The following is a 26,498-nucleotide window of genomic DNA, read 5'->3' on the forward strand; positions in this document are numbered from 1 at the left end:
CGCAAACCGGTACTCCTTGCCCGAGGTCGCTTTGATACGAACACGCGTCCCTGGCTCGGTCAACCAGGCACGCGTCGGCCGCACGCGCAAGGTCAGCGATGCGTCAGGAGTGACGCGGAGCAACAGTCCGCCGTTTCCGACACCTCCCGAGACTCGTGAACGAGCACGTCCCGACGGCAACAGTTCTGCTCACGCCGTCGCCGTGACGTTGTGAACGTTGCACCAACGGCGACGGCGGTTTGCATCCGCTTGCCGTAGCGGACGATTGTCTGGCCACCCGAACCGCCCTTTCCGGCCTGGGAGGCGTCGCGCTTCGTTGATCGCGCGAAGAAGACGCATCCGTTACTCCGTGGGATACGCGCGGCCAGTGAGCCGTGTGTCCGCGCACTCCTAAGCCCCGAAAGCGCGAGTCCACAAGTGTCGAAGGTGACGCCCAACACATAGGTGGGTCGCGAAGTAACCCTGATCGCATCAAGTACTGATGACTGCGTATCGAAATGCGACGACCGCAGGCCTGCACCCGGTGTGAGGCTTGAAGCACCAGCTCACAACCGGGAGACAAGATGTACATAGAGGTGAAGCCCACGGTTCCACCAACAGTTCAGGAACCTGATGACTTTCGTCGCCTATCGATCATCGCGAACACCAGCCAGTCGCCCACTGCGATCGTCGACGCCCTGGTGTCCGTGAAGCTCGCCGCCCCAGACTCCACGCCAGAGGCTGTCCGTCTGGACGTCACCGCCTTGCGGGACACCGCTCGGGCTGCCCTGAAGGCAACACCGTCGCCGGAATGGGAGTCCAGCTTTGCCTCAATGCTCGACTACGCCCAGCTCAAGGGCTGGTACCAGCCGGATACAGGAACCGTTGCTGCACACATCGAATGGATGGACACCGCCCGATGATCATCACTGCCGACACCGTTGCCCTCGTTACTGGCGGCGCCTCCGGCCTGGGCCTGGCCACCACAGCAGAGCTCGTCGCCGCCGGCGCCCGTGTGGTTGCACTTGACCTACCCTCAGCGGATCTGCGCGGTCTGCACAGCCTGGGCGATGCGGTTCGATTCATAGGGGCGGACGTTCGTGAAGCCGATCAGGTGGGGCCCGCTGTTGACATTGCCGCAGGGTGGGGTGATCTGCGGATCGTCGTCAACTGTGCCGGAATCGGAGATCCGGCGCGGACATTGAGCTCCAAGGGCCCGCTCGACATTGAGCGCTTCCGCCGTGTCGTCGAGGTCAACCTCATCGGAACCTTCAACGTCATTCGTCTCGCCGCTTCTGCCATCGCGGCCACCGAGCCGATCGACGGTGAGCGTGGGGTCATCGTCACTACGGCCTCTGTCGCCGCCTTCGACGGTCAGATCGGGCAAGCGTCCTACTCGGCGTCCAAAGGTGGCATCGTCGGCATGACCCTGCCGATCGCACGAGATCTGGCGGACAGGCTGATCCGCGTCATGACGATTGCCCCCGGCATGTTCGAAACGCCGATCCTGAAGGGCCTGTCGGACACCGCCCGCGCATCGCTGGAAGCTCAGGTTCCGCATCCGTCACGACTGGGCCGACCGGCCGAGTACGCGAGCCTGGTTCGGCATATCGTCGAAAATGCCATGCTCAACGGTGAGACGATCCGCCTCGACGGCGCGATCCGAATGGCGCCCCGATGACCGCCGACGGCATCCGGGCCGCCCTCGTCACCGGGGCGAGCCGAGGCATCGGTGCCCTGATCGCTCGCACCCTCGCCGAGCGAGGCTGGGATCTGACCGTCAGTGCTCGTCAGCCTGAGTCGTTGCAGGGCTTTGCCGATGTCCTCGCCGCCGACACCGGACGCCGCATCGTCGCAGTGGCGGCTGACATGTCGGACGAGGCGGCGGTCGAACGCCTCGCTCGCGAGCACGTTGACACGTTCGGGCGCGCCGATGCACTTGTCCTCAACGCCGGGATGGGAGCGATTGGGCCTTTCGCTGAGTTTCCTCTGCGGCGCCTCGACAAACTCTTCGCTGTCAACGTTCGGTCGGCGTACCAGCTGATCCAGCAACTGCTTCCGACGCTGCGTACCACTGGCGGCCTCTCCTCGAAAGGGGCGCGGGTGATCGCAATGGCCTCGATGACCGGGGTCAGTGCCGAACCTCTCAACTCCGCGTACGGCGCGACCAAGGCCGCCCTGATCTCGTTGTGCGAGACGCTGACCGTCGAGGAGTACGCGCACGGGGTCTCCGGTGTAGCCGTGTGCCCGGGCTACGTCGCGACCGACATGACCTCGGGCTTGGCCGACAAGATCGCCCCGGCGGAGATGATCACTGCCCGCGACGTCGCCGACCAGACCGTTGCACTGACTGAACTCGAGCGCACCGTGGTAGTCCCGCGCTTGCTGTTGACCCGGCCGGGCCCGAACCTGTGGCACGCATGACGAATAGGGCGTGTTTCAAAGAGATGGGATTTCCAGAGGAGATGAGGATTCCGCTGTGGATCGGCTGTCCGGCTGTGATTGCGCTATCCGTTGTCGATGCGGCATTGGAGATCCAGACTCGAGCGGTGGGCGCGCTGACGCGGGGCCTGATTGGCAGGATGGGCATTCTCATACCTGCGCAGTCGTATGAATCGACGGCGCCGATAGCTCAGTCTCTTGGCTCGCGTCATTCGCCTGTAGAGGAGCGCTGATGGACTACGTCGAGGAGGTGCAGGCGGAGTGTGGTGCTCATCGTCCGCGGATCGACGCCGTCGACTCGGGCAGGTTGCTTGGTCCGCTGATCAGTGTGCCTATTGACACCAGGAGCGGGAGCGTGTGAACCCCATGACCAAGAACTGGTCGAGTGCGCACGACGTGGGGACCCTTCGGCGGTCGAGTGCTGCCGACATCCTCATCGAACTCGGGATGAAAACCAGCCGGTCCTCTGAGCGGCTCGAGGAGTTGGCGATATCGGCGCCGTAGATCAATCACCCAACTAGTTGTCCCTCACTGTGTTTCGCAGCACCGACACACGCCCCCATCGGGTCGATGTCCGATAGTCGCCACTTTTGAAACACGGCATAGCGCAAGAGCGCCGCCTGAACAACCCATCCAGAAGACAGAAAACTAGGAGATTTCTCGTGACCATCGATGCTGTCATCGTCGACGCCGTCCGGACCGGTTCCGGACGCGGAAAAGCAGGAGGGGCACTCTCGAGCGTGCATCCCGCCGACCTGCTCTCGCAGACCCTCACTGCCTTGCTCGATCGCAACGACTTCGATCCCGCCCTGATCGACGACGTGATCGCCGGCTGCGTGTCGCAGACCGGTGAGCAGGCCCTCAACATCGCACGCACCGCATCGCTGCGCGCCGGGCTTCCCGAGTCCGTCCCGGGAACCTCCGTCGACCGCCAGTGCGGCAGCAGCCAACAGGCCGCGCACTTCGCCGCTCAGGGTGTCATCGCGGGCGCGTACGACATCGTCGTCGCGTGCGGCGTCGAGTCGATGAGCCGCATCCCGATGGGCGCAAGCTCACAGGGACAAGATCCCACCGTCGGGCCGCTGTCCGACCGGTACCCGGACGGGCTGGTCAACCAGGGTGTGTCCGCCGAGCTCATCGCGGCCAAGTGGGGACTCGACCGCGCCACCCTCGACGAGTACGCCGCGCGTTCGCACCGCCTTGCCCACGAGGCGCAGCTCGCCGGCCGATTCGAACGCGAGTTGATTCCGATCACGCTTCCGGACGGTACGATCCACCACACCGACGAGACGCTGCGCGCGAGCACCACCGCCGAAGGACTCGCAGGTCTCAAGCCGTCGTTCGCACGACCGGAGTTCGACGAGCGCTTCCCGCAGATCAACTGGTCGATCACACCGGGCAACTCCTCGCCGCTCACAGACGCCGCGTCCGCGGTCCTGATCATGTCGGCGACGAAGGCGGCCGAACTCGGGCTGACCCCGCGCGCTCGCTTCCATTCCTTCGCGGTTATGGGTAGCGACCCGCTGTACATGCTCACCGGAGTCATCCCGGCCACTCGCAAGGTCCTCGAACGTAGCGGCCTGAGCATCGACGACATCGACACCTACGAGGTCAACGAAGCCTTCGCGCCGGTTCCGCTCTGCTGGGAGAAGGATCTCGGCAGCGATCCGAAGAAGCTCAACCCGAGCGGCGGTGCGATCTCGCTCGGCCACGCCCTCGGTGCCTCGGGTACCCGGTTGTTGACCACGATGATCGGCAACCTCGAGAACAACGGCGGACGCTACGGTCTGCAGACGATGTGCGAGGGCGGCGGCATGGCCAACGCCACCATCATCGAACGTCTCTGACACCTTTGCCGAACATGACTGTGGCCCCTCCCGAAGGAGGGGCCACAGTCATGTTGATGGCAGGTCAGACCGCCGGCTCGAAATGCGAGATGTCGAGAATCTGTCCGGTGCGCTCCTCGGCCCACACCGCACGCACGCGTGAACCGGACGGCAACTGCGCCCGGACGCCTGCGGGATCGGAGAAGTCCAGACCGACGATGTAGTGCATCAGGAGGGTGTCGGCACCGTCGAGTCGGATTCCTCCGATGGCATACGGGGCCTTCGGTCCGCCGCGGAATCCCTGCCACACCACGGTGTACACGACAAGGTCGCCCTCACCGCTGAGCTCAACCCACTCGTCGTTGCGTTCGAAGGAGTCCTCGCAGTACGCCTGCGGCGGGACGTACACCTTCGTCGACTTCGCTCCGGTGTTGGCGAGAATCTTCTTTTCCCGAAGTCCTTGCATGAACCGCCCCCAGGTCTGCCCGAGGTGAATGTCGTAGTCAAGATCCCAATGCACGGGAGTCGTCGTCACGGCCTGGTCGATGGTGCTGGTGGTCTCGCTCATGATGCGCGCTCCTCGGTTCGTTCGAATACTGCCAGGTTCTCGAATTGGAAGAAGGTTCCTCCGGTGCCGTGGGCCAGCCCGGTACGGGCGCCGTCGACGCGGATCTCCTCCGGCGCGTCGCCCATCACCTGCCAGGCCACGTACACGTACGGCGCGAGCTCGCCCGCGACGCCTGCATTGGTGCACTTGGGGCCACCGGACAGGTTGATCGGCAGGCTTCCACCCTGGCGGCTCTCCGGCGACTTGATCAGCTCGATTCCCTTACCAGCGGCGCACAACTGCAGGGCCTCGAGCTGCATCGGCTGCATGTGCGCATAGGGAGCGAACACCTCGACCACGTCGAACTCGCGGTAGGGATCGCGGATTCCGGCCTTCGCGTACACCCGCCGCGCGAGCATCGCCAGGTTCTCCATCACGGCGAAGTCGCCCTTGCCGCCGCCGAGGTACGGGTCACCCGAGGTGCCCATCGCCCGGATCACCGCAGGCGTCGCCTTGAGCGAGCGCGCGGATTCCTCCGAGGTCACCAGCATGGCGCAGGCCGACGTCGATACCGGGCACACCATCGGCTGGGTGAGGGGAGACGACAGCGGCGTACCGCCGACAACCTCGTCGACCGTCAGGGTGTAGCGCAGGTGGGCGTACGGGTTACGCGACGCCTTCTCGTGGTCGGCGACCGCGACGGCGGCGAGGTCGGCGGTGCTGATCTCGTGCCGCGCCTGATAAGCGCTCGCGGCGAACGCGCCCATGTGAAACCCACCCATACCCAGCGGCTGCTCGACGACCATGGGGGAGTTGGTGTTGATCGCGGACTGCAGATCCTGCACACCATAGAACGTCGGGCCGCCGAGGACGAGGACCCGCTCGTGAGTGCCGGCGGCGACCATACGCGCCGCAACCTGCATCAGGTTTCCGCCGGTGGTGCCTCCGGTGTTGACGACGGTCAGCGGAATATTCGCACCGAGACCGAGGAACTTCGAGCGGTGCTTGCCGCCGAGCACGGTGCCCTCGAACCCGTCGATGTTGCCGACCACGATGGCATCGATGCTCTGCGGTGTCGCACCGGAATGCTCAAGCGTCCGCCATGCCGCCTGCTGGCACAGCTCGATGTACGAGAACTGTTGTTTGCGTGGGGACGTGGCCTCTGTGATACCGACGCCGGCGACCACTGCGTGTCGAGCCATCTCACACTCCCTGTACGACGAGGACGGTGCTGTCGAGTGCGACAGCACCGGTGACGGTGTCGACCGAATGCACCACTGCGGTCGTACCGCCGGCCGCTTCACCGAGACGGTCGACGGCGTCCACGAGCCGCGCGGCGCCGTTGGCCAGGCCGGGATACACACCGGCCGCAGATCCCCAGGTGTTGACGCGGTCGGCAGCCAACCCATCCAGGCCCAGTGCCTCGAGCAGCGGGTGGTACATGCTGGCGGTCGGCGCTGTGAACTCGACGAGGTCGATCTGCTCGGCGGCGGCGGTGACGCCCGCAGTGCGATATGCCGTCTGGGCTGCATGGCGGGTGGAGGCACCGACGTCGGTCAGCCACTGGGTACCGCTCAGGTAGCTGCCGGTCCCACGTCCAAACCCAGTGATCAGCGCGTTGCGTCCGGGCAGGCGCGCCGCCCGGGCAGGCGAAGCGAGGACGACGGCCACGGCGCCGGCGCTGTGGGCAGGCAGCATCAGCTCGGTGAGGGCGCCGTTCGCGCGCGGCGCAGCAAGGACAGCGGCCCCGGTGACCTGCTCCTGGCGGGCCGACCGGGCGTGCCCGACCGACTTGTTGATCTCCGCCGCAGTCAGATCCGCCAACTCGGCGAGGGTGCGGTTGTTCTCGAGTGCCCACGCCGTGTGCAGCGCGTATGTCGTCTCGGCGGTCAGGCCCACCGGACGGGCGAAATGGGGGTCGAACGCCAGGTTCGAGATCTGCTCGACGAAGGCACGACGTTCGGTGCCGTGTGCCGCGGTCTCCGGGTTGTAAACGCCTACGGCGACAGCCACTTCCACCTCACCGGAGGCGATCGCCTCAGCGGCGGAGAGAATCGCTGTTCCCGAGTCGGATTCGAGGCGGTACGAGTCGGACAGGTATCCGCCGGAGGCGGAGTTGGTCATCCCCGCGGAGATGCTGCGACCGTCGTAGATGTCCATCGACGCGGTCACGGAGAGGCCGATATCCTGCTTGCGCAAAGCTGCCTCGCCAAGTGCTCGCGACACCACGTCGTAGACGAGTTCGTCGAGAACGGCATCGTGTTCGGGGAGGAACGGCGTCGAGGCCAGGCCAACAACGGCTACTGGTGCCGCACGCCCACCCTCTGATCCGGTCACTGTCATGGGTTGTCGATCCTTCCGAGAGTGAATGAGTGAGAGGTTGCGAACTGGATCAGTCGAGGAACCGATAGACCACGATCGCCACACATGCCGGTTTCGGGGCGCCCTCGCGTTCGACCACTGCCTCGATCGCGACCTGGACCCCACCGGTTACCTTGTTCGCGGAGGCGATGGTGGAGGACAACCTGATCCGCGAGTTCACCGGGACAGGCGCCGGGAATCGGACCTTCTCGAGCCCGTAGTTGACCACCGAGGAAGCCCCGGGCACCGACAGTGCGTCGGCGACCAGTGGGCCGACCAACGACAAGGTCAGGTACCCGTGCGCGATGGTGCTGCCGTAAGGTCCGGTTGCCGCTCGATCGGCATCGACGTGAATCCACTGGTGGTCGCCTGTGGCATCGGCGAACGTATCGATGCACTGTTGGTCAACGACCATCCATTCTGTGGCGGGCAGCGTGATTCCCGCCGCGCTGACCAGGTCGCCCGGGGTGGCGAACACCGCCGGTGATGTCGTCATGTCTTCGTCTCCGATCGTTGTCTTGCTCGACGACGGTAGTGAGCACGAAGCGGACCGGATGTCGCAGTCTGCACCACAGTGCACGTGTGTCAGAGCGCGACATCCGACCACCATGGATCCGTGTGACAGTCAGGGCGACATCGCTGACAGAAGGATTCGAGCCGAATGACTGACACCACAACCGACGCCGCGGTCTCCGCCGGCGATTCCGTCACCGAAGGGAGTCTTGCTGCGTATGTAGCGGACTTCCTGTCCGCGCACGATCCGGCCACCACGCCCCGGATAGACTTCCTCCGCGCGAGATTCGATGCAGGCCTGGCGTGGGTGCAATACCCGGTTGGCTGTGGCGGCCTCGGTCTCGACATCACCGCTCAGTCGATCGTCGACAAGGCACTCGAGGCCGCGGGTGCGCCGGACAACGCACCCCACCGAAACGTGATCGGGCTCGGTATGGCAGCGCCGACCATTCTCGCCCACGGCACCGCAGAGCAGCAGCGACAGTGGCTGCGACCGCTGTGGACGGGCGAGGAAGTCTGGTGCCAGCTCTTCAGCGAACCGTCCGCGGGATCCGACCTTGCATCACTGGCAACCAGGGCTGTTCCCGACGGTGCTGATTGGGTCGTCAACGGACAGAAGGTCTGGACATCGCTCGCCCACGAAGCGAGTTGGGCACTGCTCATCGCCCGTACCGATCCCACGGTGCCCAAACACCGCGGTCTGACCTATTTCGTCTGCGATATGCGATCGCCGGGCGTCGACGTCCGTGCGCTGCGTCAGCTCACCGGCGAAGCGGAATTCAACGAGGTCTTCCTCGACAACGTTCGTGTACCGGACCGAAACAGGCTCGGCGAGGTCGGTGCAGGGTGGAAAGTTACCCAGTCGACGCTGATGAACGAACGCGTTGCCATCGGTGCCGGCGCCGCGCCGCGGGAGGGAGGACCGATCGGATTCCTCGCCGACCTATGGCGTCAGGACACGACACACCGCACGATCGGATCGTTCGACAGGGTGCTGCAGCTGTGGGTCGAAGCCGAGACCATGCGACTGACTACCGAACGACTACGGCAACAGGCGGTGACCGGGACTCCCGGGCCCGAAGGGTCCGGGTCCAAGCTCGCATACTCTCAACTCGCGCAGCGAGTCTCGAGTCTCGAGCTCGATCTCCTCGCCGACCGCGGGCTACGGTTCGACGACTGGACATTCCGTCGCCCCAACCTCGATGAGGAACACAGTCGCCCGCCCGGCTACCGATTCCTACGTACCAAGGGCAATTCGATCGAGGGCGGCACCTCGGAGATCATGCGCAACATCATCGCCGAACGAATCCTCGGGCTGCCCACAGAAATCCGCACCGATACCACCACCGCATGGAACGAGCTGCCCCGATGACCACTACCAGCACCGAGCGTCTTGCCTCGGACCTGCTGTACTCCGAGCAGGAAGAGTTCCTTCGCGAAACCGTCCGAGACGTCCTGGACAAGGGCTGCGACTGGACCTCAGTTCTTGCTCTCACCGAGTCGGAAAGCTCCCTCGACCGCGCCCTGTGGCGCACACTCGCCGTCGACGTCGGCGGCGCAGCACTGGCGCTACCCGAGGACATCGGCGGCGCAGGAGCGAGCTGGCGTGAAACCGCCGTGGTGCTCGAGGAACTGGGCCGGTCCATCGTGCCGGTGCCCTACCTGGGCAGCGCAGTCGTCGCGACCGTCTACACCCAGCAGATCGGTGCCACCGACCTGTTGACGAAGATGGCCGCTGGCGAGACGATCGCTGCAGTGGCGGTCTCGGCCGGCGCGCCGTGGTTCCGCGTACAGGAATCGACCGTCACAGCCACCGACTCCACCCTCACCGGCACCGTGGCGACCGTCGCCGACGCCTCCGCCGCGGACACACTGCTCGTGCCTGTCGGCGAGGACACCTACCTCGTCGAGGTGGCCGCTCCAGGCGTGCGGTGTACCCCGGTGGTCTCCCTCGATGAGACCAGGCCACTGGTCGACATCGAGTTCGACTCGGCACCAGCTCAGCGTCTGGAGAGTTCCCGCCCTGCCGGCGCGGCGACCGCGGCAGCGCTGCGGGCGGGCGCCGCGCTCCTGGCGTCCGAACAGCTCGGACTTGCCGAACATTGCCTCGCAGCCACGGTCGAGTACCTCGGCGTGCGACGCCAGTTCGGCCGGATTCTCGGTTCGTATCAGGCTCTCAAACACCGCCTGGCCGACCTGTGGGTCCAGATCAACCAAGCGCGGGCCGCAGCGCGGTACGCCGCGGACTGCCTCGCCGCCGGCAGTGACGATCTCGATGTCGCTGCTGCCGTTGCGCACTCGTGGTGCTCCGAGGTGGCCGTGCGTGCGGCGGAAGAGTACGTGCAGCTGCACGGCGGCATCGGATTCACCTGGGAGCATCCCGCGCACCTCTATCTCAAGCGCGCCAAGAGTTCAATGCTGATGTTCGGTGGACCGGACATTCACAGAATCCACCTCGCCGGCCTGATCAATCTCCCCCTTCCGACCTTGGAGGACATCCGATGACCGACCTGACCGGCCGTGTCGCCGTCGTGACGGGCGGCAACGGTGGCATAGGCCTGGGCCTGGCCGAGGGACTGGCCCGGGCCGGCGCCGACATCGTGATCTGGGCGCGCAACGTCGAACGCAGCATCTCGGCCGTCGAGACCCTGCGCACCCACGGGGTCCGCGCGGAAGCCATCGCCTGTGACATCGGCAGCGAAGATGACGTGCGTCGTGCGGTCGCCGACACGGTAAAGAAGATGGGTCGGATCGACATCCTGATGGCCAACGCCGGGATCGCCGACGAGAAGCCTTATCTCGAGACCTCGTTGGACGACTGGCACCGGGTGATTCGCACCAACCTCGACGGGACATTCCTGACGACCCGGGAAGTGGGACGCTATCTCGTCGAACGAGGCGAGGGCGGAGCGATGGTCATCGTCTCGTCGACTATCACCCGCTACGGGGGTGCGGGTCAGGCCGCCTACGCCGCCAGCAAATCCGGAACCAGCGCCATCGGTCGCACACTCGCAGTGGAGTTCGCACGCAACAAGATCCGCTGCAACATCCTCATCCCCGGATGGGTAGCCACCCCGATGAACGAACACCTCCGAGAGAACCAGCGCCTCGTGGAGGCAACCACAAAGCGCACTCCGGTTCGACGCTGGGCCACCCCAGACGAATTCCACTCTGTAGCAGCGTTTCTTGCCGATCCGACCCTGACATTCCACACCGGCAACGAAGTCGTCGTCGACGGCGGCTACACCATCTTCTGATCAACTGTGCAAGGAGCCTCGAATGAACTTGACCTGCGACTTCTCGGGTAGGACGGTGCTCATCACCGGAGCGGCCCAGGGCATCGGCAAAGCAATCGCCGAGTACTTCCATGCTGCGGGGGCGCGCGTCGCGGTCGCCGATCGCGACGCCGCCGAACTGGAAAAGGCGTGGGGCTCGCCCTCGGCGACCCTGCTTCCGGTTGCGATGGACGTGGCCGATCCGGCATCGGTCGGGTCAGGAGTCGGCATCATCGTCGATACCTGGGGCTCGGTGGACGTGGTCGTCAACAATGCCGGCATCGCTCGGGACTCGGTGGTGTGGAAGCTGACCGACGACCAGTGGAAGGCTGTACTCGACGTTCACCTGGGCGGAACCTTCAACGTCACGCGCGCGGTGGTGCCGCATATGCGCAAAGCCGGCTTCGGTCGGATCGTCAATGTCACGTCCTACACCGGTATGCACGGCAATGTCGGCCAGGCCAACTATGCGGCCGCCAAGGGAGGCATCATCGCCTTCACCAAGACTGTCGCCAAGGAGACCGCACGATTCGGTATCACAGCGAACGCTATTTCTCCGAACGCGGCGACCGCGATGGTGGCGGCGATCCCCGCTGACCGCCTCGCGGAGATGACTGCGACGGTTCCGCTGGGCCGGTTCGCTGATCCCTCGGAGATGGCTGCGGCTGTCGCGTTCCTCGCCTCGGACGAGGCGAGCTACATTACCGGTGTGGTCCTGCCGGTCGACGGTGGTGTGTCGATGTAGTATCACCACGTCGGAACGGCATCGGGGCGGCGGCTCGGAACTGTACGAGTTCCAGGCCGCCGCCCCCGATGTGTCGGGGCGACAGGGGCTGTCGTCAGGTTCCGACGGCCGGGGGAATATCGAGCAGATGCCCCATCCGGTCGCGTTTGGTGCGAAGGTAGGCGACGTTCTCCGGTGTGGTGTGCACCGGTAACTGCACCCGTTCGGCGATCTCGAGGCCGAAGCCGTCGAGCCCGGTGTACTTGTCGGGATTGTTGGTGATCAAGCGCATTCGGCGCACACCGAGATCGACAAGGATCTCCGCTCCGACGCGATAGTCCCGGCTGTCGACAGGAAGCCCCAGCGCCTCGTTGGCCTCGACCGTGTCCGCGCCGTTCTCCTGTAGGGTGTATGCGCGGAGCTTGTGGCCGAGCCCGATCCCACGGCCCTCATGTCCACGCAGATACACCAGGACTCCGACCCCTTCCGCGGCGATGCGGCGCATCGATTCACGGAACTGGACACCGCAGTCGCAGCGCAGTGACCCGGCGAGATCGCCGGTGAGACACTCGCTGTGCACGCGCACCAGCACTCCAGCGGGGTTGTCCTTGTACGCGGCCAGGTCTCCGACGGTCAGCGCGAGATGCTCCGTTCCGTCGTCGGTGGCACGGTAGGCGTGGGCGCGAAAAGGCCCGAATTCTGTCGGCAACTCTGCACTGCCCGTCGCCACGACCGACGACTCCCGAGCACGCCGGTACTCGATGAGATCGGCGATGGTGATCTTGACCAGTTGGTTCTCGTCGACGAAGTCGTCGAGCGATTGGCCTGCGCGCATCGCGCCGGAGTCCTCGACGATCTCACCGATCACTCCGATTGTCGGCAATCCCGCCAGCGTCAGCAGGTCGACCGCCGCCTCGGTGTGTCCGGCGCGCTCGAGAACGCCCCCGGCGCGGGCGACGAGAGGGAATACATGACCCGGCCGACGCAGGTCTGTCGCGTGGCAATCGGGATCGGCGAGGGCTCGAAGAGTAAGAGCCCGGTCGGCTGCGGACACCCCGGTCGTAGTGTTGTTGTGGTCGGCCGTGACGGTGAATGCGGTGTAGTGGGAATCGGTGTTCTCGCCGACCATCTGAGGCAGCTTCAGTCTCTCAGCGCGCGCTGCGGACATCGGGGCGCAGAGGATGCCCGTACTGTGACGGACCATGAACGCGACCTGGTCCTCGGTGATTGTGGCCGCGCAACCGATGAGATCACCTTCGTTCTCGCGGCCCGGGTCGTCCACCACAACTACCATCCGGCCAGCTCGAAGTTCGTCCAGTGCCGTCTCGATCGTCGATATCGTCACAGTGATCTCCTTTCGGACAGGGATATTGCTAAGAGTCGGTCAGTTCTCGCCAGAGGTTGGCACAGGGTTGAAGGTTCGGTCGTAGTAGACGACCGGCGCGCGATCGCCGAGCCTGACCGACACGACCTCGCCGACAAGGATGGTGTGATCACCACCGGGGTGGCGGGCATACGCTCGACATTCGAGAACGACGGGCGCATCTGCAAGGTGTGGCAGTCCCGACGTGTGCGGAGTGAAGTCGTTTCCGGCGAACTTGTCGGCACCTCGAGTGGCGAACCTTCGCGCGATTTCCTCATGCTCCATCCCCGCGATGTGGATCAGCCAGGTCTCGGCACGTTCGAAGCTGTCATGGCATTCGGCGCTGGTAGCGAGGCATACCAGGACCAACTGCGGATCCATCGACACCGAGCAGAACGAGCTGGCGGTGAAGCCGCGCTGGCGACCCTGTTCGTCCACCGTGGTGACGATGGTGACCCCGCTGGGGAAGCGTGCCATCGCCTCGCGAAACGTGGGAGTTGCCGTGAGATCGGCGGTCATGAGAGGCCTCGATTCGTAGTGCTGCGGTGACTGAGGTCACTGTATGGATCCCATGCGGAGGAGGGTTGTCGCAGATCAGGACAGTCGCTCGAGCACGACGGAGTGAATCGCGACATCCAGCCGGGGGAGGTCCACCGACGCGCTGTTGACGTCATGTCAGTAGCTTGTCATCATGGACGTGTCGCACCTCACAGGCCTCCAGTCTGTGGTAGTCGACGCCTCGAACGGCATGCGCCCACGGACTCTCGAGCCCAGGCCGAAAGAAAGGACCCGCCTTGTCACTCGACGACCGCACCCGTACCTTGCTGCGCGAACGAGAGCTCTTCCTTGAGGGCGCGGACCCGGTCCGGCGAGGCATCGTACGCGCGGAGATCGCACAGTCCTGGAAACGTTCGCTGATGTACGGGCTCGAACCGGAACGCTCCCGGCCCACCTACTGTTCGGCGCCTCAATCATCTGAGCAACTCCTGTCCGTGGCCGTCCCGGTGATCGAGTCCAAGCGCAGTGCACTCGTCGACTCGTCGAGCAGCCTTGCCCTGACAGATCCGGGTGGCTGGGTCCTCGCGAGATGGGTGGAGGACAGCCGCTTCTCCAGGCGCCTGGACCGGCACGATGTCCTTCCCGGCTACTCCTTCGCGGAAACCACGGTCGGCACCAACAGCGGCGGAATTGTCCTCGAGACCGGACGACCAGCGCTTGTCGCGGGCCCGGAGCACTTCTTCGAGGAGTCTCTCCAGCTGACATGTGCTGGCGCCCCGATCTACCATCCCCTTACCAAGCGGCTGATCGGCACGCTGAATCTGACCTGCCGGTACAGCGACACCAACCCCATCATGTTGTCCTGGGTGTGCGAGGTGGCGGCCCAGATCCAGCAGGCATTGGCCACCGCAGCCCACCGCCGCGAACAACTTCTGTTCGAGGCATTCCTGGCCGACAACCGCGACAGCCGACACGCAGTGATCTGTCTCGACGAGCAGACCATCATCAGCAATGCCGCGGCCGCCCGAATCCTCGGACCGTCTGATCAGGCCATCCTGTGGGAACATGCCGCCCGAACCCTGCAGATCGGCACGGACACAGCTGAGAAGACGGTCTCGCTCGCAGATGGAGCTGCGGTGGGCGTCGACGTGGTACCTGTCACCGACGGTCCCACTACCGTCGGTGCCCTGCTGCGCCTCAAGGTCGGCAGTCACCCGTCCCGCCATGAGCGCTCGCATGAACCCGCCCCGGTGTTGGGGGATCTCGTCGGAAACTCCCCGGCCTGGCGCGCGATGTGCCATGCAGTGACCGACACGGGCACCCACGCGCTGCTCCTGACCGGTGAATCCGGAGTCGGAAAGTTCGCGGTAGCCCGTGCGTTGGCGGGGGAGTCCGACACCGCCGTCGTCGATGCCCTTGCGGCCACGGCCGCAGGATCGGACTGGAACACCCACATCGCCGATGCCATCGACCAGGCGCCGACATTGCTGATCCTGCGGCACATCGAGGCGCTCGACTCCAGCGCGCTTCGCACGACGGCGAGCGCCGTCGCGGCCGCTCGGGCCCGGCAGATTCGAGTCGTCGCAACGACGAACGTGCCGGCCTCCGCGCTTTCACAACTAGTGGAATGGTTCGACAAAGTGGTCGAGGTGCCCTCGCTCGCCGAGCGCGCAGGTGACCTTCCACTGCTACTCGATACGATCAGTCGCCGTTACAGCCAGCCGAGTGACAGGGTCCACTGGATGCCCGATGCGGTCCAGGCGCTCGGCCGCATCGACTGGGATCGCAATGTGGCCGGGCTCGATGCGCTCGTGCGTGAACTCGTCGCCGGACGCAATCGTCGGTACATCGGCGCACAGGACCTCCCGATCGAACACCGAGTGCAGGCGTCCCGTCGCCAGCTTCAAGGCCTCGAACAGATCGAGGCGAAAGCGATCATGAATGCGCTTCGCGACGCGGAAGGTAACAAGCGCCTGGCCGCTGATCGGCTCGGGATCGCGCGATCCACCCTGTACCGGAAGGTCCGTTCGCTGGGCATCGACATCGATTCCGCCAACTTCTGACATCGGCTGCGGGAGTGAGCAGGGCGGTGGCGCAGGTTGCGACATTCACCGACCGGTCGCGAGGCACACACTCGAACCATGGTGTCTCATTCGACAGAAACTCAGTCCGACGCATCGTTGCCGCTCATCGCCGACGAGGAGGAAACGCTCCTGCGGGACACAGTCGCCCGCATCGTTGCCAAGTACGGACACGACTACTACCAGAAGTGCTCGGCCACTGGCGAACCGATGCAGGACCTGTGGGACGAACTCGGTCGCAACGGCTACCTCGGCCTCAACATCGCCGAGGAGTACGGCGGCAGCGGCGCCGGTCTCACGCAGCAAGCGATCGTCAGCGAGGAACTTGCTGCCGGCGGCTGCCCGGAGCTGGCCATGGTGCTCTCCCAGGGCATCGCCGGCAGCGTCTTCGGACGACATGGAACGGAGGAACAGAAACAGCAGTACCTTCCCGGAATCGCCAGTGGCGAGAAGAAGTTCGTGTTCGCTCTGACCGAGCCCGACGCCGGATCGAATTCACACAATGTCTCCACCACCGCCACTCGTGACGGTGACGATTACATCGTCAACGGCACCAAGTACTACATCTCCGGTGTCGATCACTGTGACAACTTCCTCCTCGTGGCCAGAACCGGAACAGACGAGAAGACCGGCCGAGGCTTGCTGACACTGTTCGTCGTGGACCCGGACGTCGAGGGACTGACCCGCGAACTCATTCCCACGGCACTGTCCGCCCCCGAACGTCAGTTCACACTCTTCTTCGACAACGTACGCATCCCTGCCGATCGGGTTGTCGGCGAAGTCAACAAGGGCCTGGTGCCCTTGTTTGACGGCCTGAACCCCGAGCGGGTACTGAGTGCAGTGATCTGTACCGGCATCGCTCGCTACGCCATCGACAAGGCGTGCCGCTACGTCAAGGAACGCACCGTGTGGGGAACAACCCCGATCGGCAGCTACCAGGCAGTACAACACCCCCTCGCTGCCGCCAAGATCGAGCTGGAGGCGGCCCGCGGCATGACGTGGAAAGCGGCAGCTCTCTATGACGCCGGATTACCCGCCGGCGAAGCTGCGAACATGGCCAAGTACCTCGCATCCAAGGCAGGGCATCACGCCCTCGACGCCGCGATCCAGGTGCACGGCGGTAACGGGTTGGCGCTTGAATATGGGCTCGCCGACCTGTGGTCGATCGTGCGCCTTCAGCAGATTGCACCGGTCTCGTCGGAGATGGTCCTCAACCACATCGCGCAGCACACCCTCGGTCTGCCCCGTTCCTACTGATCTCCGAAAGGCCTCAAGCCAGATGACTACTGCAGTCAAGGAATTGGACCCCGGCCTGGTCGGCCGCCAGCTACCTGGTGACACCACCACCATCTCCCATCACCAGTCCGCGATCACCGATCACGCCCTGCATGCTGCCTCAGATCCCGACGCCGGTGAGCACGCCCACTCGATCTGGTTCCTCATCATCGCCTTGCGTGGCATGGGGATCAGCGTCGACGAACTCTGTGCACTCGCAGACAAACGAGAAGGCGACACCCTTCTGTTCGGAACCTGCGGCATTGATCAGGTTCAGCCACTTTCGGTGGGCCACACCTATCGGACAACTGCGTCCATCGACAGTGTGTCCCGCCGCACCACCAGGGACGGATCGGTTCTGGACAGCCTGACGGTCACGGTGACTTTGTTCGACACCACCGCGCCCGCCGGCCCTGTCGGCGCGGTCACGAGCGTCTACCTGTTCAAGAGAGGTCAGAACTGATGTCCACCAATGAGATCGCCCCCGGCTACACCATTCCCTCGTTCATCGTCGATCCGGTCGACCGTGAACACATCCGGCAGGTCGCCCTGATCCTCGACGACCCCAATCCCATCCACTTCGACCTGGACGCGGTGGCGTCAGCAGGCATGGGGGACCGCGAGATCAATCAGGGCGGCTCGACGATGGCCTACATCATCGACATGATCACCTCCTGGGCCGGCACACGCTCAGCCCTCGAGCGCATCAAGTGCCGATTCCGCGACAACGTTCGAGCAGGTGATGCGGTCACTGCAGGCGGGACAGTCCTCGAGGTGATGGGTTCTGGTGACTCACGCCGCGTGCTCTGCGACGTGTGGGTCGACCGCGGGGACGGCACCCGCGTCATCGACGGCACCGCCATCGTCGCTGTCCCCGAGGATTGATCACTGCCACGCAACTTGGACTCGAACTACGGATTGAGGGTGGTGCACACTGTGCACCACCCTCAATCCGTAGGACCCGTAGACCGCTCGGGTCAGCGGAACATCCGCTTTAGTTCTGGCTTGTTGATCTTGTTGTTCCCGGTCCTCGGCAGCGCTGCGACTATCTCGATCCTGCGAGGGCGTGACAAGCCCCGCAGGTCGGGGTGCTGCTGACAGAACTCCGCGATATCGGCCATCGTCACTCCCTCGTGAGATGCGACAACGATGGCTGTCACCTGCTCGACCCAGCGCTCATGCGGCGTGCCGATGACCGCGACCTCGGCGATATCGGGGGAAGAAGCCAGATAGTTCTCGACCATCTGCGGGTAGACATTTTCTCCGCCACTGATGATCATGTCGTCCATCCGTTCGACATACTCGAGTTGGCCGTCGGGTCGACGCCGCATCAAGTCACCGGTCCGGAACCAACCGTCGACGAATCTCTCAGCATCGGCGTCGGACCGCTTCCAATAACCCGGCGTGACTGCGTCACCGCGCACCAGCAGTTCGCCGATCTCCTCGCTGCCTTCGGCAATGCGTTGCTGAGTGGTCGGGTCGACCAATTGCCATTGCACCACCTGTTCGAGCGGGCGCCCCAGGCACACCGGCAGCGGGTTTTCCCCGATCCGTTCACATGCGGCCAACCCGTTCTGCTCCGTCTGGCCGTAGATGTTGATCACCGAGTCGATGCCCGTTGCCTCACGGAATCGACGTAGTGGACCTTCCGGCAGGCCCGACCCACCGACCGCACAGATCCGAATGCTGCTCAGCTGTGCCGGATCGGCTCCGCTCATCCGGTTGGCGACATCGATGGCCATCGTCGGCACCAACGCCACATAACTCGGCGACCACCGCCGGGCCAGATCGACCCACCCGAGTGGATCCCACTTCGCCATCAACGTCACAGCCCCACCCGCGAGCAGGACCGGAAGCGAGATCAGCTGCAGACCTCCGACATGGAAGAGGGGAGTGCACACCAGTGCGCTGTCGCCTGCGGTGAGGCCGAAGATATCGATGGTGGCGTCGACGGCGGCACCTGTCGTCCGGTGGGTTTGACGAACACCCTTCGGCGTTCCGGTCGAACCGCTGGTGTACATCAGCAAAGCCTCGTCTCCATCGAGACGGGGAATGATCTCGTGGCGTTCGGGAAGCGTCGTCACGTCGGACCACGTCCAACTCGCACCGGCGGTAGCGGCGCTCGGCCCCACCGCCAGGATCCGCTCCGCGCCGCGAAGGCCGTCGCACACATCCTGAATCAGCTCCACCTCGCTGTCAGCAACCACGATCAACGACGGGTCCGAGTCTTCGACGGCGTGCCGCAGGGGCCCTCGCGGGACCGACAGGTTGTACGGCACCGCGATCGCGCCCGCCATCCAGATCCCGAGGAGAAGCGGAAAGGACTCGAGGCGGTTGGAGGCGTAGATCCCGACCCGATCGCCTGGTTCGACACCGACAGAGTCGAGGAAGGCCGAGAACCGCCTCGAGGCGGTGACGAACTGATCGAACGTCAGCTCGTCACCGGCGAATCGGACTGCGACCGCGTCAGGCCGTCGCGCTGCGACGCGGACGAGGACGTTGGAAAGGTTCACGTGCATCCTTCGTCAGAAGTTGTGGCTGGAAGGCCGGGCGGCACGAAAAGCTGCCAAATCAGCCTGTGACGTAGAAGTACACCCCCTTTTCCGGTTGGACGATGTCGCAATCGAGTACACCGGCAGCGCTGTCCCGAAACGCGACAACTCCCACCCTGCCTCCGCACGGATGATGTGTCACACGACACATCAGCTGTACTAGTAGAGGAGTCATCGTGGGTCGAGTAGAAGGCAAGGTCGCCCTGATCACCGGGGCGGCACGCGGTCAAGGGCGTGCACATGCGATTCGCCTGGCCGAAGAGGGCGCCGACATCATCGCGGTCGACGTTCCCAACGACATCATCGACATCGGGTACTCGGCAGGGACCGCCGAGGAACTCGCCGAGACCGCCCTGTTCGTTGAGAAGCTGGGTCGTCGCGTCATCACCGTCGAAGTTGATGTCCGTGACGCCGAGGCCTTGACGAACGGCGTCGACGCGGCCGTCGCCGAACTCGGCCGACTCGACATCGTCTCTGCGAACGCTGGTATCGCGAGCAACCCACACCTGGCGCACGAAATCCCCGAGGGAACCTGGCAGCAGATGCTCGACATCAACCTCACCGGTGTCTGGCACACGGCCAAGGCCGCCATTCCCCATCTGATCGACGGCGGGCGCGGCGGCGCGATCGTACTGACGAGTTCGGCTGCGGGACTGAAGGGTTACGCGCACATCGCCCACTACGTCTCGGCCAAGCACGGCGTCGTCGGTCTCATGCGCAGCCTCGCGAACGAACTCGCCCCGCACGGCATCCGGGTGAACTCGGTCCACCCGACCCAGGTAGACACCCCAATGATCCAGAACGAAGGCACCTATCGGATCTTCCGCCCCGATCTCGAGGCTCCGACCCGCGAGGATTTCGAACCGGCGTCGGCGTCGACCAACGCCCTTCCTGTCCCGTGGGTCGAGCCGCGGGACGTCAGCAACGCCCTGTTGTTCCTGGTCTCGGACGAAGCACGGTACATCACCGGTGCCGCTCTGCCCGTCGATGCGGGATGCCTGATCAAGTGACAAAGACCCTCCACGGGCCCCTCGCCGGAATCCGAGTTCTCGAACTCGCTGGCCTGGGGCCCGCCCCACATGCGGCACTCATGCTCGCCGACCTCGGCGCCGACGTTGTCCGGGTTCAGCGTCCGGGCCCCGCTGTAGACATTGCGCAGGACCCGACGCTACGCGGACGCCGGATAGTCACTGCGAACCTGAAGGACCCGAAGGACCTCGACCACGTCCGCGCACTCGCAATGAAGGCCGACATCTTGATCGAGGGATTCCGACCTGGAGTCGCCGAACGCCTGGGGCTGGGCCCTGACAGCCTCTCGAGCAACAACCCAGGTCTGATCTATGGACGGATGACCGGTTGGGGACAAGATGGCCCGTGGGCCGCCAAGCCCGGTCACGACATCAACTTCATCGCCGCCGCCGGTGTCCTGAACGCCATCGGTCCCGCCGGCGGGCCGCCACTGCCCCCGCTGAACCTCGTCGGCGACTTCGGAGGCGGCTCGATGTTCCTGATCGCCGGCCTGCTCGCCGCGCTCGTCGAGCGCGCACGTTCCGGGGTGGGACAGGTGGTGGACGCGGCGATGCTCGACGGCACCTTGACCCTCTCACACTCGATCTGGGCGATGTGGGCCGGCGGCGACTGGACGGACGAACGGGGATCGAACGTCCTCGACGGCGGAGCACCGTATTACGACTGCTACCGCACTGCCGACGGCGGGTACATGGCCGTCGGCGCGATCGAGCCGCAGTTCTACCAGGCGTTGCTCGACGGACTAGGCATCGAAGGGACACCGGACCAAGACGATCGATCCCGGTGGCCGGAGCTGCGTGATGCGATCGCAGCGGCGTTTGCGACCAAGACCCGCGACGAGTGGGAGGCGGTCTTCGACGCACTCGACGCGTGTGTGACCCCGGTGCTTGCCTTCGATGAGGTTGCCCGACATCCGCAGGTCACTCACCGCCACGCTCTGGGCGAACTGGACGGTGTGCTGCAACCAGGTGCTGCGCCGCGCTTGTCGCGGACCCCGAATCGGCCGGCAGCCGCTGCGGTTGTCGCAGGGGACCTCGATTCCATCTGGTAGAAGAAGAGCTTCGGGGCCACATCACTCGGTGGCCCCGAAGCTCTTCCTATCGGCGACGTGCCTGGCCGCAATCGAATCGTGGCCGATTCACGATCCGATCGACGACACGCCTACCGTTTTCTCCTCCAGCTGGCTGGTGGCCGCCGGCTGGTAGGTCTCGCGGGCAGAAGCGATAGCCCAGATGCTCAGCAGACCAGCGACAGTCACGTACGCTCCGACCGAGAGCACGGTGCCTGTCCACGCGAACAGGCTTGTTGCGATCAATGGGGCGAACCCGCCGCCGAGGACCGCACCGACCTGGTATCCCAGTGAGGCCCCGGAGTACCGCACCTCTGCGGGAAACATCTCGTAGTAGAAGGCAGCCATTGGCCCGTAGAGCGCCCCCAACGTGACACCGGGGAGAAGACCCGCGAGCAACATCAGCCAGACGCTGCCGGTGCCGAGGAGCAAGACGAACGGAAAGGCCGACGCAGTGGTTGCAATGGCAGCGACCACCAGAACACGTTTGCGCCCAACCTTATCCGACAACAGCGCGAAGATCGGGATCGACACCACTGTGACCGCGCTCGAGACCAGAACAATCCACAGAGCCGTCGACTTCGGCACACCTTCTTCGGTGGCGAAGGAGACGAGGAACACCGTCACGATGTAGTAGTACACCTGAATAACCAGGATCATCCCGCCGGCCTGCAACACCTCGCGAGGGTGCTCCCTCAGCGCAGTGACAATCGGAGAGCTCGGTCGAACCGGGACATCCTCGGACTTCTGCTCGGCCGCACGGGCCTGCAGCTGCTTGAACTCGTCAGAGTCTTCGATCGTGATCTGAATGTAGAGGCCCAGGCCCACCACGATCGCACTGAGCAGGAAAGGGATACGCCAACCCCACGATTGCAGGGCCTCCGCACTCATCGATGCAACCACGACCAGGAACACGATGTTGGACAGGATCACGGCGAGCGATGGCCCGACCTGAGCGAAGCTGCCGAAGAACCCACGGCGATTGGGTGGGGCATTCTCCGTCACGATCAGCATGGCTCCGCCGTACTGGCCGCCCACCGCGATTCCCTGCACTGCACGAAGCACTAGAAGAATCAACGGTGCAGCGATCCCGATCTGGGCGTAACTCGGAATCAATCCGATCAGAAACGTCGCCACGCCCATTACCAGCATGGCGACCACGAGCATGGCCTTTCGGCCGAGCCGGTCTCCGAAGTGTCCGAAGATAATTCCGCCAAGGGGCCGAAACAGGAAGCCGACGCCGAAGGTTGCGAACGCGGCGATCGTGCCGATGATCGGACTCACCTCGGGGAAAAACACCTTGTTGAACACCAGTGCTGCGGCGGTCCCGTAGATGAAGAAGTCGTACCACTCGAGGGTGCTGGCGCTCAGAGCCGAGACCAGCACCCTCCGAAGGTTTTGTTCTGTCGCCATGTGATCAGCTCGGATTCGGGTTGAAGGTGGACAAAACCAGGTGACCGCCGTCGACAGGAAGCTCGACTCCGGTCATCCGACGCGCCGCATCGGAGGCGAGAAACACCACAGCCCCGCTGATCTCGTCAGGTTCGATCAGGCCCCCTATCGCGTGCCAATGGCGCGCCGCCACCTCGTGATCGGCCCGGGTTGATCCCGGCTTACCGCCCGTCATGTCATAGCAGCCCTGCCAGTTCGTCATAGCCGTGTCGACGAATCCGGGAAGGATGGCATTGACACGGACGCCGTAAGGAGCGAACTCCAACGCCGCGGACTTCATCAATCCTAGAGCGCCGTGCTTGGCTGCGGTGTAGTGCGAAGCGCCAGCCTGCGCTTCGACGCCGTTGACCGATGCGGTGATGATCACCGATCCGGTCCGCTGCTTGATCAGTTGCGGCGCCACCGCTTTCAGCGTCCGCCAAACCCCGTTGAGATTGACATCGATGGTGTCGAGCCAGTCGTCGTCGGACAGATCCCATAGCGCGCCACGCGTCCAGATACCGTGGTTGATCACCACGATGTCGATACTCCCGAATGAGGCGACAGTTTCCGAGACTACGGCGTCGAGTGCGGACGACGAGCGAGTGTCGACCTTGTGAGCGGCAACTCGCACGCCCAGCGCGCCAACCGATTTGACTGCCAGCGTGAGGTCTTCTTCTGTCGCCAGACCGTACTGGACCGAGTCGATCTGCTCACAGATGTCGATCAGAACGACGTCGGCGCCTTCGTTTGCCAGCGCATGTGCATGTGCCAGGCCCTGCCCGCGTGCGCCGCCGGTGACCAGCGCGACCTTCCCGTCGAGGGTTCCCATTCCACAGTCCTTTCAATGCCTGACCATTTGGTCACATCGAACGGTAGGTGTGCTGCGAGTCACACAATGTGTCAGTTCGCTACACCTTCGGTTCGTGCGTCGAACCGAAGACGGGGCGGAGTCCGGCACGAACGCCGGACTCCGCCCCCGTTCTCGGAGGGTCAGCTCACGGCGACGCTGCGCTCGGCCTCGAACTGCTTGCGAGCCGCTTCCTGGCCTGCAGCCGTGGCGTCCGCGCCGGCCTTGTCGCTGGCCACGACCTGGTCGTAGCCGCGCTGGCGCGGTGCCCGAGCGCCGTTGAACTCGGGTGCGACCCGCTCGGCGATCAGCTCGAAGCTGCGCAGCGCGGCAGGCTGCGGCGCCCACTCGCCGTGCAGCACGAGGAACTTCCCGAATCCTCCGGACTTCTCCTGCAGCCGCTCGATTTGTGCAATAGCCATCTCCGGAGTTCCGATGACAGCGAGTCCGCTCTCGTTGACCGCGTCGATCAGGGTGTCGACGTCCGGTGCCTTCTCGAATCCCGGAGTGACATGGGAGAGGTAGTTCATCAGGTCCAGCAGACCGTGCCGGCAGTCTGCTCGGGCCTGCTCCTCGGTCTCCGCCACATGCATCAGCCCGGTCAGGCGCCACTGGTCACGAGAGACAGTACGGCCGTTCTCCGCGGCGATCTGCTCGGCAATGTCCCAGTGACCCGCGAGCAGCTCCACACCCATCGGATTGGTGGCTGCAAGTGAGAGGATTCCTGCCCCGTACTTGCCGGCCAGTTTCGGTCCTGTCGGTGACACCGTCGCGGTGACTGCCTTCTCGATGTTGGAGTACGGGGCGACATGCAGGTACGCGTCCTGGATTTTGTACCAGTCGGTCTCTTCGGTGACCGTCTCGCCGTCGAGCAGACGATGGATGACATCGAAGGCCTGTTCCATCTTGCGGCGGCTCTCCACCGGGTCGATGCCGATCATGTGAGCGTCATCCGCGAGTTGGCCCGGGCCGGCTCCGAAGATGACACGGCCGCGGCTGAGGTGGTCGAGCAGAACCAGCCGATCCGCGACCATAAATGGGTGGTGGTACGGGAGTGAAACAACGCCGAGGCCCAGCTTAATCCGTGAGGTACGCTGCGCAGCGGCAGCAAGGAACATCTCCGGCGACGACACGATCTCCACACCGCCGGAATGGTGTTCGCCGATCCAGAACTCCGCAAAGCCGAGCTTGTCCATGTGCTCGACGAGTGCCAGATCCTGGTGAATTGCGGTGTTCGCATCCGTCTCGACCTTATGCCACGGTGCGAGGAAGGCTCCGAATTCGACGGTTGCGCGAGGGTTACCCATGATTTCTCCTGATCGACATGTCCGAACGACTGCCTTGCTCTGTGACCTCCAGCATTCAGTGCACCGCGAGCGCTGTGATGTAGCGCATTCGGACACACCAACTGGACGATGAAGAAGTTGCAACCCGCGTCGGCCGAGCCCGCTGCCTGAGTGCGGGGCTGATCATCAGTGAACCGTTCTGGGCGAGGTGGAGGATTCTGATCCAACACGGAGAATGCTGGTATGTCTGCACAAGAAAGTGGACGTCGAGACGCAGGAACGGGCGGTCCGGATGCATCGGGACCGGATCGCCGAGCATGGTCAAGGTGATCGCAGCAGGGCTGGGAGTCTTTGATGAGACGGTGCGACTGGCGGCCAAGCGGTTCGCTGAAACCGGTCAGGACGTGGAAGCCACGATCGGGCGCAAGGGGCGCGACCTCCCACCGTTCCGTCGCAGATCACCGGAGAGATCGAGGCCAGGTTGATTGCGTTGGCGTGCACACAGCCCCCGGCGGGGACACGCGCGGTGGTCGCTGCGACTGCTGGAGAAGCACGTCGCCCTGGTCGACGACATCCCCTACCTGGACCACTCGACCATCGGCCGGATCTTAAAAGAACGAAACTTCGTCCTCACCTGAAGAAGTGCTGGACCACCCCACCAAAGGCGAACGCGGAGTTCGCAGCCCGGATGGAAGAGGTCCTGTCGGTCTACGCCCGCTGCCACGATCCCTCTCGCCCGGTGGTGTGCATGGACGAGAAGCCCTATCAGTTGCTGACCCATGCTCGCGCCCCGATCCCGGCAGCCCCGGGCCGCGACCGGCGAGAGGATTCGGAGTACGTGCGGCACGGGACCTGCTCGATCTTCTGCTGGGTCGAGCCTCTGGCCGGCTGGCGACGTGTCGATGCCCAGCCCCGGCGCACCAAGGTCGACTGGGCCCGACAGGTCAAAGAGCTACTGTGCGTGGACTACCCGGACGCGGAGAGGGTGGTGCTGGTGATGGACAACCTCAACACTCACGGCATCGGATCGCTCTACGAGGCCTTCGAGCCGGCCGAGGCGTTCGCGCTCGCGCAGCGGCTCGAGACCACACTCCCAAACACGGCTCGTGGCTCAACATCGCCGAGATCGAGCTCTCGGTGCTGACCCGTCAGTGTCTGGACCGGCGCATCGAGGGCCTCGAGACCCTGGGCGCCGAACTCGCTGCCTGGCAACGGCAGACCAATGCCGATCAACGCCAGGTCCGGTGGCACTTCACCACCGACGACGCCCGCATCAAACTCCGCCACCTATATCCCAAGACTTAGAGCATGTCTCCTAATTCGCGAGGTGCTTGAGCCAGGCGCACACCGCCGATAGCAGCACACCCGCTCGGTAGGTGAGGGCGAGTTTGTCGTAG

27 protein-coding genes are annotated in these 26,498 nt (G+C 64.5%); 17 read left to right on the forward strand and 10 right to left on the reverse strand.

Going from position 1 to position 26,498, the window contains the following annotated elements; all coding sequences use genetic code 11:
- The first annotated feature begins 563 nt into the window (after window positions 1-563).
- From ACWDUD_RS24220 to ACWDUD_RS24235, 4 genes are all read left to right on the forward strand, one after another.
- Window positions 564-902, forward strand: a complete 339-nt coding sequence (locus ACWDUD_RS24220; RefSeq protein ID WP_072815565.1) for a hypothetical protein — start codon at window positions 564-566, stop codon at window positions 900-902.
- Complete coding sequence (locus ACWDUD_RS24225; RefSeq protein WP_072815564.1) at window positions 899-1,660, forward strand: SDR family NAD(P)-dependent oxidoreductase; 762 nt, start codon at window positions 899-901, stop codon at window positions 1,658-1,660. Before ACWDUD_RS24220 ends, ACWDUD_RS24225 begins: the two co-directional genes overlap by 4 nt.
- Window positions 1,657-2,403 (forward strand): SDR family NAD(P)-dependent oxidoreductase, encoded by a 747-nt coding sequence (locus ACWDUD_RS24230; RefSeq protein WP_450110940.1) that lies wholly within the window; start codon window positions 1,657-1,659, stop codon window positions 2,401-2,403. Before ACWDUD_RS24225 ends, ACWDUD_RS24230 begins: the two co-directional genes overlap by 4 nt.
- Before the next feature lie 680 nt (window positions 2,404-3,083).
- A complete protein-coding gene (locus ACWDUD_RS24235) occupies window positions 3,084-4,268 on the forward strand; it encodes a thiolase family protein (protein WP_072815561.1) in 1,185 nt (394 codons plus the stop codon).
- A 64-nt stretch (window positions 4,269-4,332) separates the two neighbouring features.
- On the opposite strand, the gene ACWDUD_RS24240 is transcribed toward ACWDUD_RS24235, so the two are convergent.
- Genes ACWDUD_RS24240 through ACWDUD_RS24255 form a run of 4 tightly spaced genes read right to left on the reverse strand, consistent with a single transcriptional unit; the run spans window position 4,333 to window position 7,651 of the window.
- A complete protein-coding gene (locus tag ACWDUD_RS24240) occupies window positions 4,333-4,815 on the reverse strand; it encodes a Zn-ribbon domain-containing OB-fold protein (protein ID WP_072815560.1) in 483 nt (160 codons plus the stop codon).
- Window positions 4,812-5,996, reverse strand: coding sequence for a thiolase family protein (locus tag ACWDUD_RS24245; RefSeq protein WP_072815559.1), 1,185 nt, complete (start codon window positions 5,994-5,996; stop codon window positions 4,812-4,814). The genes ACWDUD_RS24240 and ACWDUD_RS24245 overlap by 4 nt, the downstream gene beginning before the upstream one ends.
- 1 nt (window position 5,997) lies before the next feature.
- Complete coding sequence (locus tag ACWDUD_RS24250) at window positions 5,998-7,137, reverse strand: beta-ketoacyl-[acyl-carrier-protein] synthase family protein (RefSeq protein ID WP_072815558.1); 1,140 nt, start codon at window positions 7,135-7,137, stop codon at window positions 5,998-6,000.
- 49 nt (window positions 7,138-7,186) lie between these two features.
- The gene (locus ACWDUD_RS24255) at window positions 7,187-7,651 is read right to left on the reverse strand and encodes a MaoC family dehydratase (RefSeq protein WP_072815557.1); all 465 of its coding nucleotides are present in this window, start codon (window positions 7,649-7,651) and stop codon (window positions 7,187-7,189) included.
- 165 nt (window positions 7,652-7,816) lie between these two features.
- On the opposite strand from ACWDUD_RS24255, the gene ACWDUD_RS24260 reads away from it, so the two are divergent.
- The 4 genes from ACWDUD_RS24260 to ACWDUD_RS24275 are packed head-to-tail and all read left to right on the forward strand — an operon-like array spanning window position 7,817 to window position 11,688.
- Window positions 7,817-9,040, forward strand: a complete 1,224-nt coding sequence (locus ACWDUD_RS24260; RefSeq protein WP_072815556.1) for an acyl-CoA dehydrogenase family protein — start codon at window positions 7,817-7,819, stop codon at window positions 9,038-9,040.
- The gene (locus ACWDUD_RS24265) at window positions 9,037-10,173 is read left to right on the forward strand and encodes an acyl-CoA dehydrogenase family protein (protein ID WP_072815555.1); all 1,137 of its coding nucleotides are present in this window, start codon (window positions 9,037-9,039) and stop codon (window positions 10,171-10,173) included. Before ACWDUD_RS24260 ends, ACWDUD_RS24265 begins: the two co-directional genes overlap by 4 nt.
- The gene (locus ACWDUD_RS24270) at window positions 10,170-10,925 is read left to right on the forward strand and encodes an SDR family NAD(P)-dependent oxidoreductase (protein WP_072815554.1); all 756 of its coding nucleotides are present in this window, start codon (window positions 10,170-10,172) and stop codon (window positions 10,923-10,925) included. Before ACWDUD_RS24265 ends, ACWDUD_RS24270 begins: the two co-directional genes overlap by 4 nt.
- Window positions 10,926-10,947: 22 nt before the next feature.
- Window positions 10,948-11,688 (forward strand): SDR family oxidoreductase, encoded by a 741-nt coding sequence (locus tag ACWDUD_RS24275; RefSeq protein WP_072815553.1) that lies wholly within the window; start codon window positions 10,948-10,950, stop codon window positions 11,686-11,688.
- 94 nt (window positions 11,689-11,782) lie between these two features.
- Here the strand turns inward: ACWDUD_RS24275 and ACWDUD_RS24280 are convergent, their stop codons facing one another.
- Together ACWDUD_RS24280 and ACWDUD_RS24285 are read right to left on the reverse strand one after the other, a co-directional pair.
- A complete protein-coding gene (locus ACWDUD_RS24280; protein WP_372481606.1) occupies window positions 11,783-13,012 on the reverse strand; it encodes a bifunctional 3,4-dihydroxy-2-butanone-4-phosphate synthase/GTP cyclohydrolase II in 1,230 nt (409 codons plus the stop codon).
- A gap of 39 nt (window positions 13,013-13,051) precedes the next feature.
- On the reverse strand, window positions 13,052-13,549 hold the full coding sequence (locus ACWDUD_RS24285; RefSeq protein WP_072815551.1) for a flavin reductase family protein: 498 nt from the start codon (window positions 13,547-13,549) through the stop codon (window positions 13,052-13,054).
- Between the two features lie 275 nt (window positions 13,550-13,824).
- On the opposite strand from ACWDUD_RS24285, the gene ACWDUD_RS24290 reads away from it, so the two are divergent.
- The 4 genes from ACWDUD_RS24290 to ACWDUD_RS24305 all read left to right on the forward strand — a co-directional run bounded on the left by ACWDUD_RS24290 (window position 13,825) and on the right by ACWDUD_RS24305 (window position 17,769).
- Complete coding sequence (locus tag ACWDUD_RS24290) at window positions 13,825-15,591, forward strand: sigma-54-dependent Fis family transcriptional regulator (protein ID WP_072815550.1); 1,767 nt, start codon at window positions 13,825-13,827, stop codon at window positions 15,589-15,591.
- 117 nt (window positions 15,592-15,708) lie between these two features.
- Complete coding sequence (locus ACWDUD_RS24295) at window positions 15,709-16,866, forward strand: acyl-CoA dehydrogenase family protein (RefSeq protein ID WP_372481608.1); 1,158 nt, start codon at window positions 15,709-15,711, stop codon at window positions 16,864-16,866.
- A 22-nt stretch (window positions 16,867-16,888) separates the two neighbouring features.
- Window positions 16,889-17,347, forward strand: coding sequence for a hypothetical protein (locus ACWDUD_RS24300; RefSeq protein WP_072815548.1), 459 nt, complete (start codon window positions 16,889-16,891; stop codon window positions 17,345-17,347).
- Window positions 17,347-17,769 (forward strand): MaoC family dehydratase, encoded by a 423-nt coding sequence (locus tag ACWDUD_RS24305; RefSeq protein WP_072815547.1) that lies wholly within the window; start codon window positions 17,347-17,349, stop codon window positions 17,767-17,769. Before ACWDUD_RS24300 ends, ACWDUD_RS24305 begins: the two co-directional genes overlap by 1 nt.
- Before the next feature lie 92 nt (window positions 17,770-17,861).
- On the opposite strand, the gene ACWDUD_RS24310 is transcribed toward ACWDUD_RS24305, so the two are convergent.
- Complete coding sequence (locus ACWDUD_RS24310; RefSeq protein WP_238071704.1) at window positions 17,862-19,403, reverse strand: class I adenylate-forming enzyme family protein; 1,542 nt, start codon at window positions 19,401-19,403, stop codon at window positions 17,862-17,864.
- 206 nt (window positions 19,404-19,609) lie between these two features.
- Between ACWDUD_RS24310 and ACWDUD_RS24315 the strand changes: the two genes are divergently transcribed.
- Both ACWDUD_RS24315 and ACWDUD_RS24320 read left to right on the forward strand, forming a co-directional pair.
- Window positions 19,610-20,446, forward strand: coding sequence for a mycofactocin-coupled SDR family oxidoreductase (locus ACWDUD_RS24315; RefSeq protein ID WP_280522841.1), 837 nt, complete (start codon window positions 19,610-19,612; stop codon window positions 20,444-20,446).
- Complete coding sequence (locus tag ACWDUD_RS24320) at window positions 20,443-21,516, forward strand: CaiB/BaiF CoA transferase family protein (RefSeq protein WP_372481607.1); 1,074 nt, start codon at window positions 20,443-20,445, stop codon at window positions 21,514-21,516. The genes ACWDUD_RS24315 and ACWDUD_RS24320 overlap by 4 nt, the downstream gene beginning before the upstream one ends.
- A gap of 87 nt (window positions 21,517-21,603) precedes the next feature.
- On the opposite strand, the gene ACWDUD_RS24325 is transcribed toward ACWDUD_RS24320, so the two are convergent.
- The 3 genes from ACWDUD_RS24325 to ACWDUD_RS24335 all read right to left on the reverse strand — a co-directional run bounded on the left by ACWDUD_RS24325 (window position 21,604) and on the right by ACWDUD_RS24335 (window position 25,122).
- The gene (locus ACWDUD_RS24325) at window positions 21,604-22,947 is read right to left on the reverse strand and encodes an MFS transporter (RefSeq protein ID WP_072815544.1); all 1,344 of its coding nucleotides are present in this window, start codon (window positions 22,945-22,947) and stop codon (window positions 21,604-21,606) included.
- A gap of 4 nt (window positions 22,948-22,951) precedes the next feature.
- Window positions 22,952-23,797, reverse strand: coding sequence for a mycofactocin-coupled SDR family oxidoreductase (locus ACWDUD_RS24330; RefSeq protein WP_072815543.1), 846 nt, complete (start codon window positions 23,795-23,797; stop codon window positions 22,952-22,954).
- 161 nt (window positions 23,798-23,958) lie between these two features.
- Window positions 23,959-25,122: an LLM class flavin-dependent oxidoreductase gene (locus tag ACWDUD_RS24335; protein WP_072815542.1), complete on the reverse strand. Its 1,164-nt coding sequence runs from the start codon at window positions 25,120-25,122 to the stop codon at window positions 23,959-23,961.
- Between the two features lie 464 nt (window positions 25,123-25,586).
- On the opposite strand from ACWDUD_RS24335, the gene ACWDUD_RS24340 reads away from it, so the two are divergent.
- The 3 genes from ACWDUD_RS24340 to ACWDUD_RS24350 all read left to right on the forward strand — a co-directional run bounded on the left by ACWDUD_RS24340 (window position 25,587) and on the right by ACWDUD_RS24350 (window position 26,406).
- Entirely contained in the window at window positions 25,587-25,739 is a 153-nt protein-coding gene (locus ACWDUD_RS24340; protein ID WP_450110941.1) for a hypothetical protein, read from the forward strand.
- 110 nt (window positions 25,740-25,849) lie between these two features.
- On the forward strand, window positions 25,850-26,245 hold the full coding sequence (locus ACWDUD_RS24345; protein ID WP_450110942.1) for a transposase: 396 nt from the start codon (window positions 25,850-25,852) through the stop codon (window positions 26,243-26,245).
- Entirely contained in the window at window positions 26,239-26,406 is a 168-nt protein-coding gene (locus tag ACWDUD_RS24350; RefSeq protein ID WP_218020492.1) for a hypothetical protein, read from the forward strand. The genes ACWDUD_RS24345 and ACWDUD_RS24350 overlap by 7 nt, the downstream gene beginning before the upstream one ends.
- Window positions 26,407-26,498: the final 92 nt, after the last annotated feature.

It is taken from the genome of Rhodococcus sp. NPDC003382 (genome assembly GCF_053589135.1).

What these genes read in the sequence shown, in the direction of transcription:
- ACWDUD_RS24335 (WP_072815542.1), bottom strand. Translation starts at nt 25,122, where the DNA reads ATGGGTAACCCTCGCGCAACCGTCGAATTCGGAGCCTTCCTCGCACCG.
- ACWDUD_RS24255 (WP_072815557.1), bottom strand. Translation starts at nt 7,651, where the DNA reads ATGACGACATCACCGGCGGTGTTCGCCACCCCGGGCGACCTGGTCAGC.
- ACWDUD_RS24260 (WP_072815556.1), top strand. Translation starts at nt 7,817, where the DNA reads ATGACTGACACCACAACCGACGCCGCGGTCTCCGCCGGCGATTCCGTC.
- ACWDUD_RS24270 (WP_072815554.1), top strand. Translation starts at nt 10,170, where the DNA reads ATGACCGACCTGACCGGCCGTGTCGCCGTCGTGACGGGCGGCAACGGT.
- ACWDUD_RS24250 (WP_072815558.1), bottom strand. Translation starts at nt 7,137, where the DNA reads ATGACAGTGACCGGATCAGAGGGTGGGCGTGCGGCACCAGTAGCCGTT.
- ACWDUD_RS24330 (WP_072815543.1), bottom strand. Translation starts at nt 23,797, where the DNA reads ATGGGAACCCTCGACGGGAAGGTCGCGCTGGTCACCGGCGGCGCACGC.
- ACWDUD_RS24245 (WP_072815559.1), bottom strand. Translation starts at nt 5,996, where the DNA reads ATGGCTCGACACGCAGTGGTCGCCGGCGTCGGTATCACAGAGGCCACG.
- ACWDUD_RS24275 (WP_072815553.1), top strand. Translation starts at nt 10,948, where the DNA reads ATGAACTTGACCTGCGACTTCTCGGGTAGGACGGTGCTCATCACCGGA.
- ACWDUD_RS24325 (WP_072815544.1), bottom strand. Translation starts at nt 22,947, where the DNA reads ATGGCGACAGAACAAAACCTTCGGAGGGTGCTGGTCTCGGCTCTGAGC.
- ACWDUD_RS24285 (WP_072815551.1), bottom strand. Translation starts at nt 13,549, where the DNA reads ATGACCGCCGATCTCACGGCAACTCCCACGTTTCGCGAGGCGATGGCA.
- ACWDUD_RS24345 (WP_450110942.1), top strand. Translation starts at nt 25,850, where the DNA reads ATGGACGAGAAGCCCTATCAGTTGCTGACCCATGCTCGCGCCCCGATC.
- ACWDUD_RS24240 (WP_072815560.1), bottom strand. Translation starts at nt 4,815, where the DNA reads ATGAGCGAGACCACCAGCACCATCGACCAGGCCGTGACGACGACTCCC.
- ACWDUD_RS24225 (WP_072815564.1), top strand. Translation starts at nt 899, where the DNA reads ATGATCATCACTGCCGACACCGTTGCCCTCGTTACTGGCGGCGCCTCC.
- ACWDUD_RS24300 (WP_072815548.1), top strand. Translation starts at nt 16,889, where the DNA reads ATGACTACTGCAGTCAAGGAATTGGACCCCGGCCTGGTCGGCCGCCAG.
- ACWDUD_RS24220 (WP_072815565.1), top strand. Translation starts at nt 564, where the DNA reads ATGTACATAGAGGTGAAGCCCACGGTTCCACCAACAGTTCAGGAACCT.
- ACWDUD_RS24265 (WP_072815555.1), top strand. Translation starts at nt 9,037, where the DNA reads ATGACCACTACCAGCACCGAGCGTCTTGCCTCGGACCTGCTGTACTCC.
- ACWDUD_RS24310 (WP_238071704.1), bottom strand. Translation starts at nt 19,403, where the DNA reads ATGCACGTGAACCTTTCCAACGTCCTCGTCCGCGTCGCAGCGCGACGG.
- ACWDUD_RS24230 (WP_450110940.1), top strand. Translation starts at nt 1,657, where the DNA reads ATGACCGCCGACGGCATCCGGGCCGCCCTCGTCACCGGGGCGAGCCGA.
- ACWDUD_RS24305 (WP_072815547.1), top strand. Translation starts at nt 17,347, where the DNA reads ATGTCCACCAATGAGATCGCCCCCGGCTACACCATTCCCTCGTTCATC.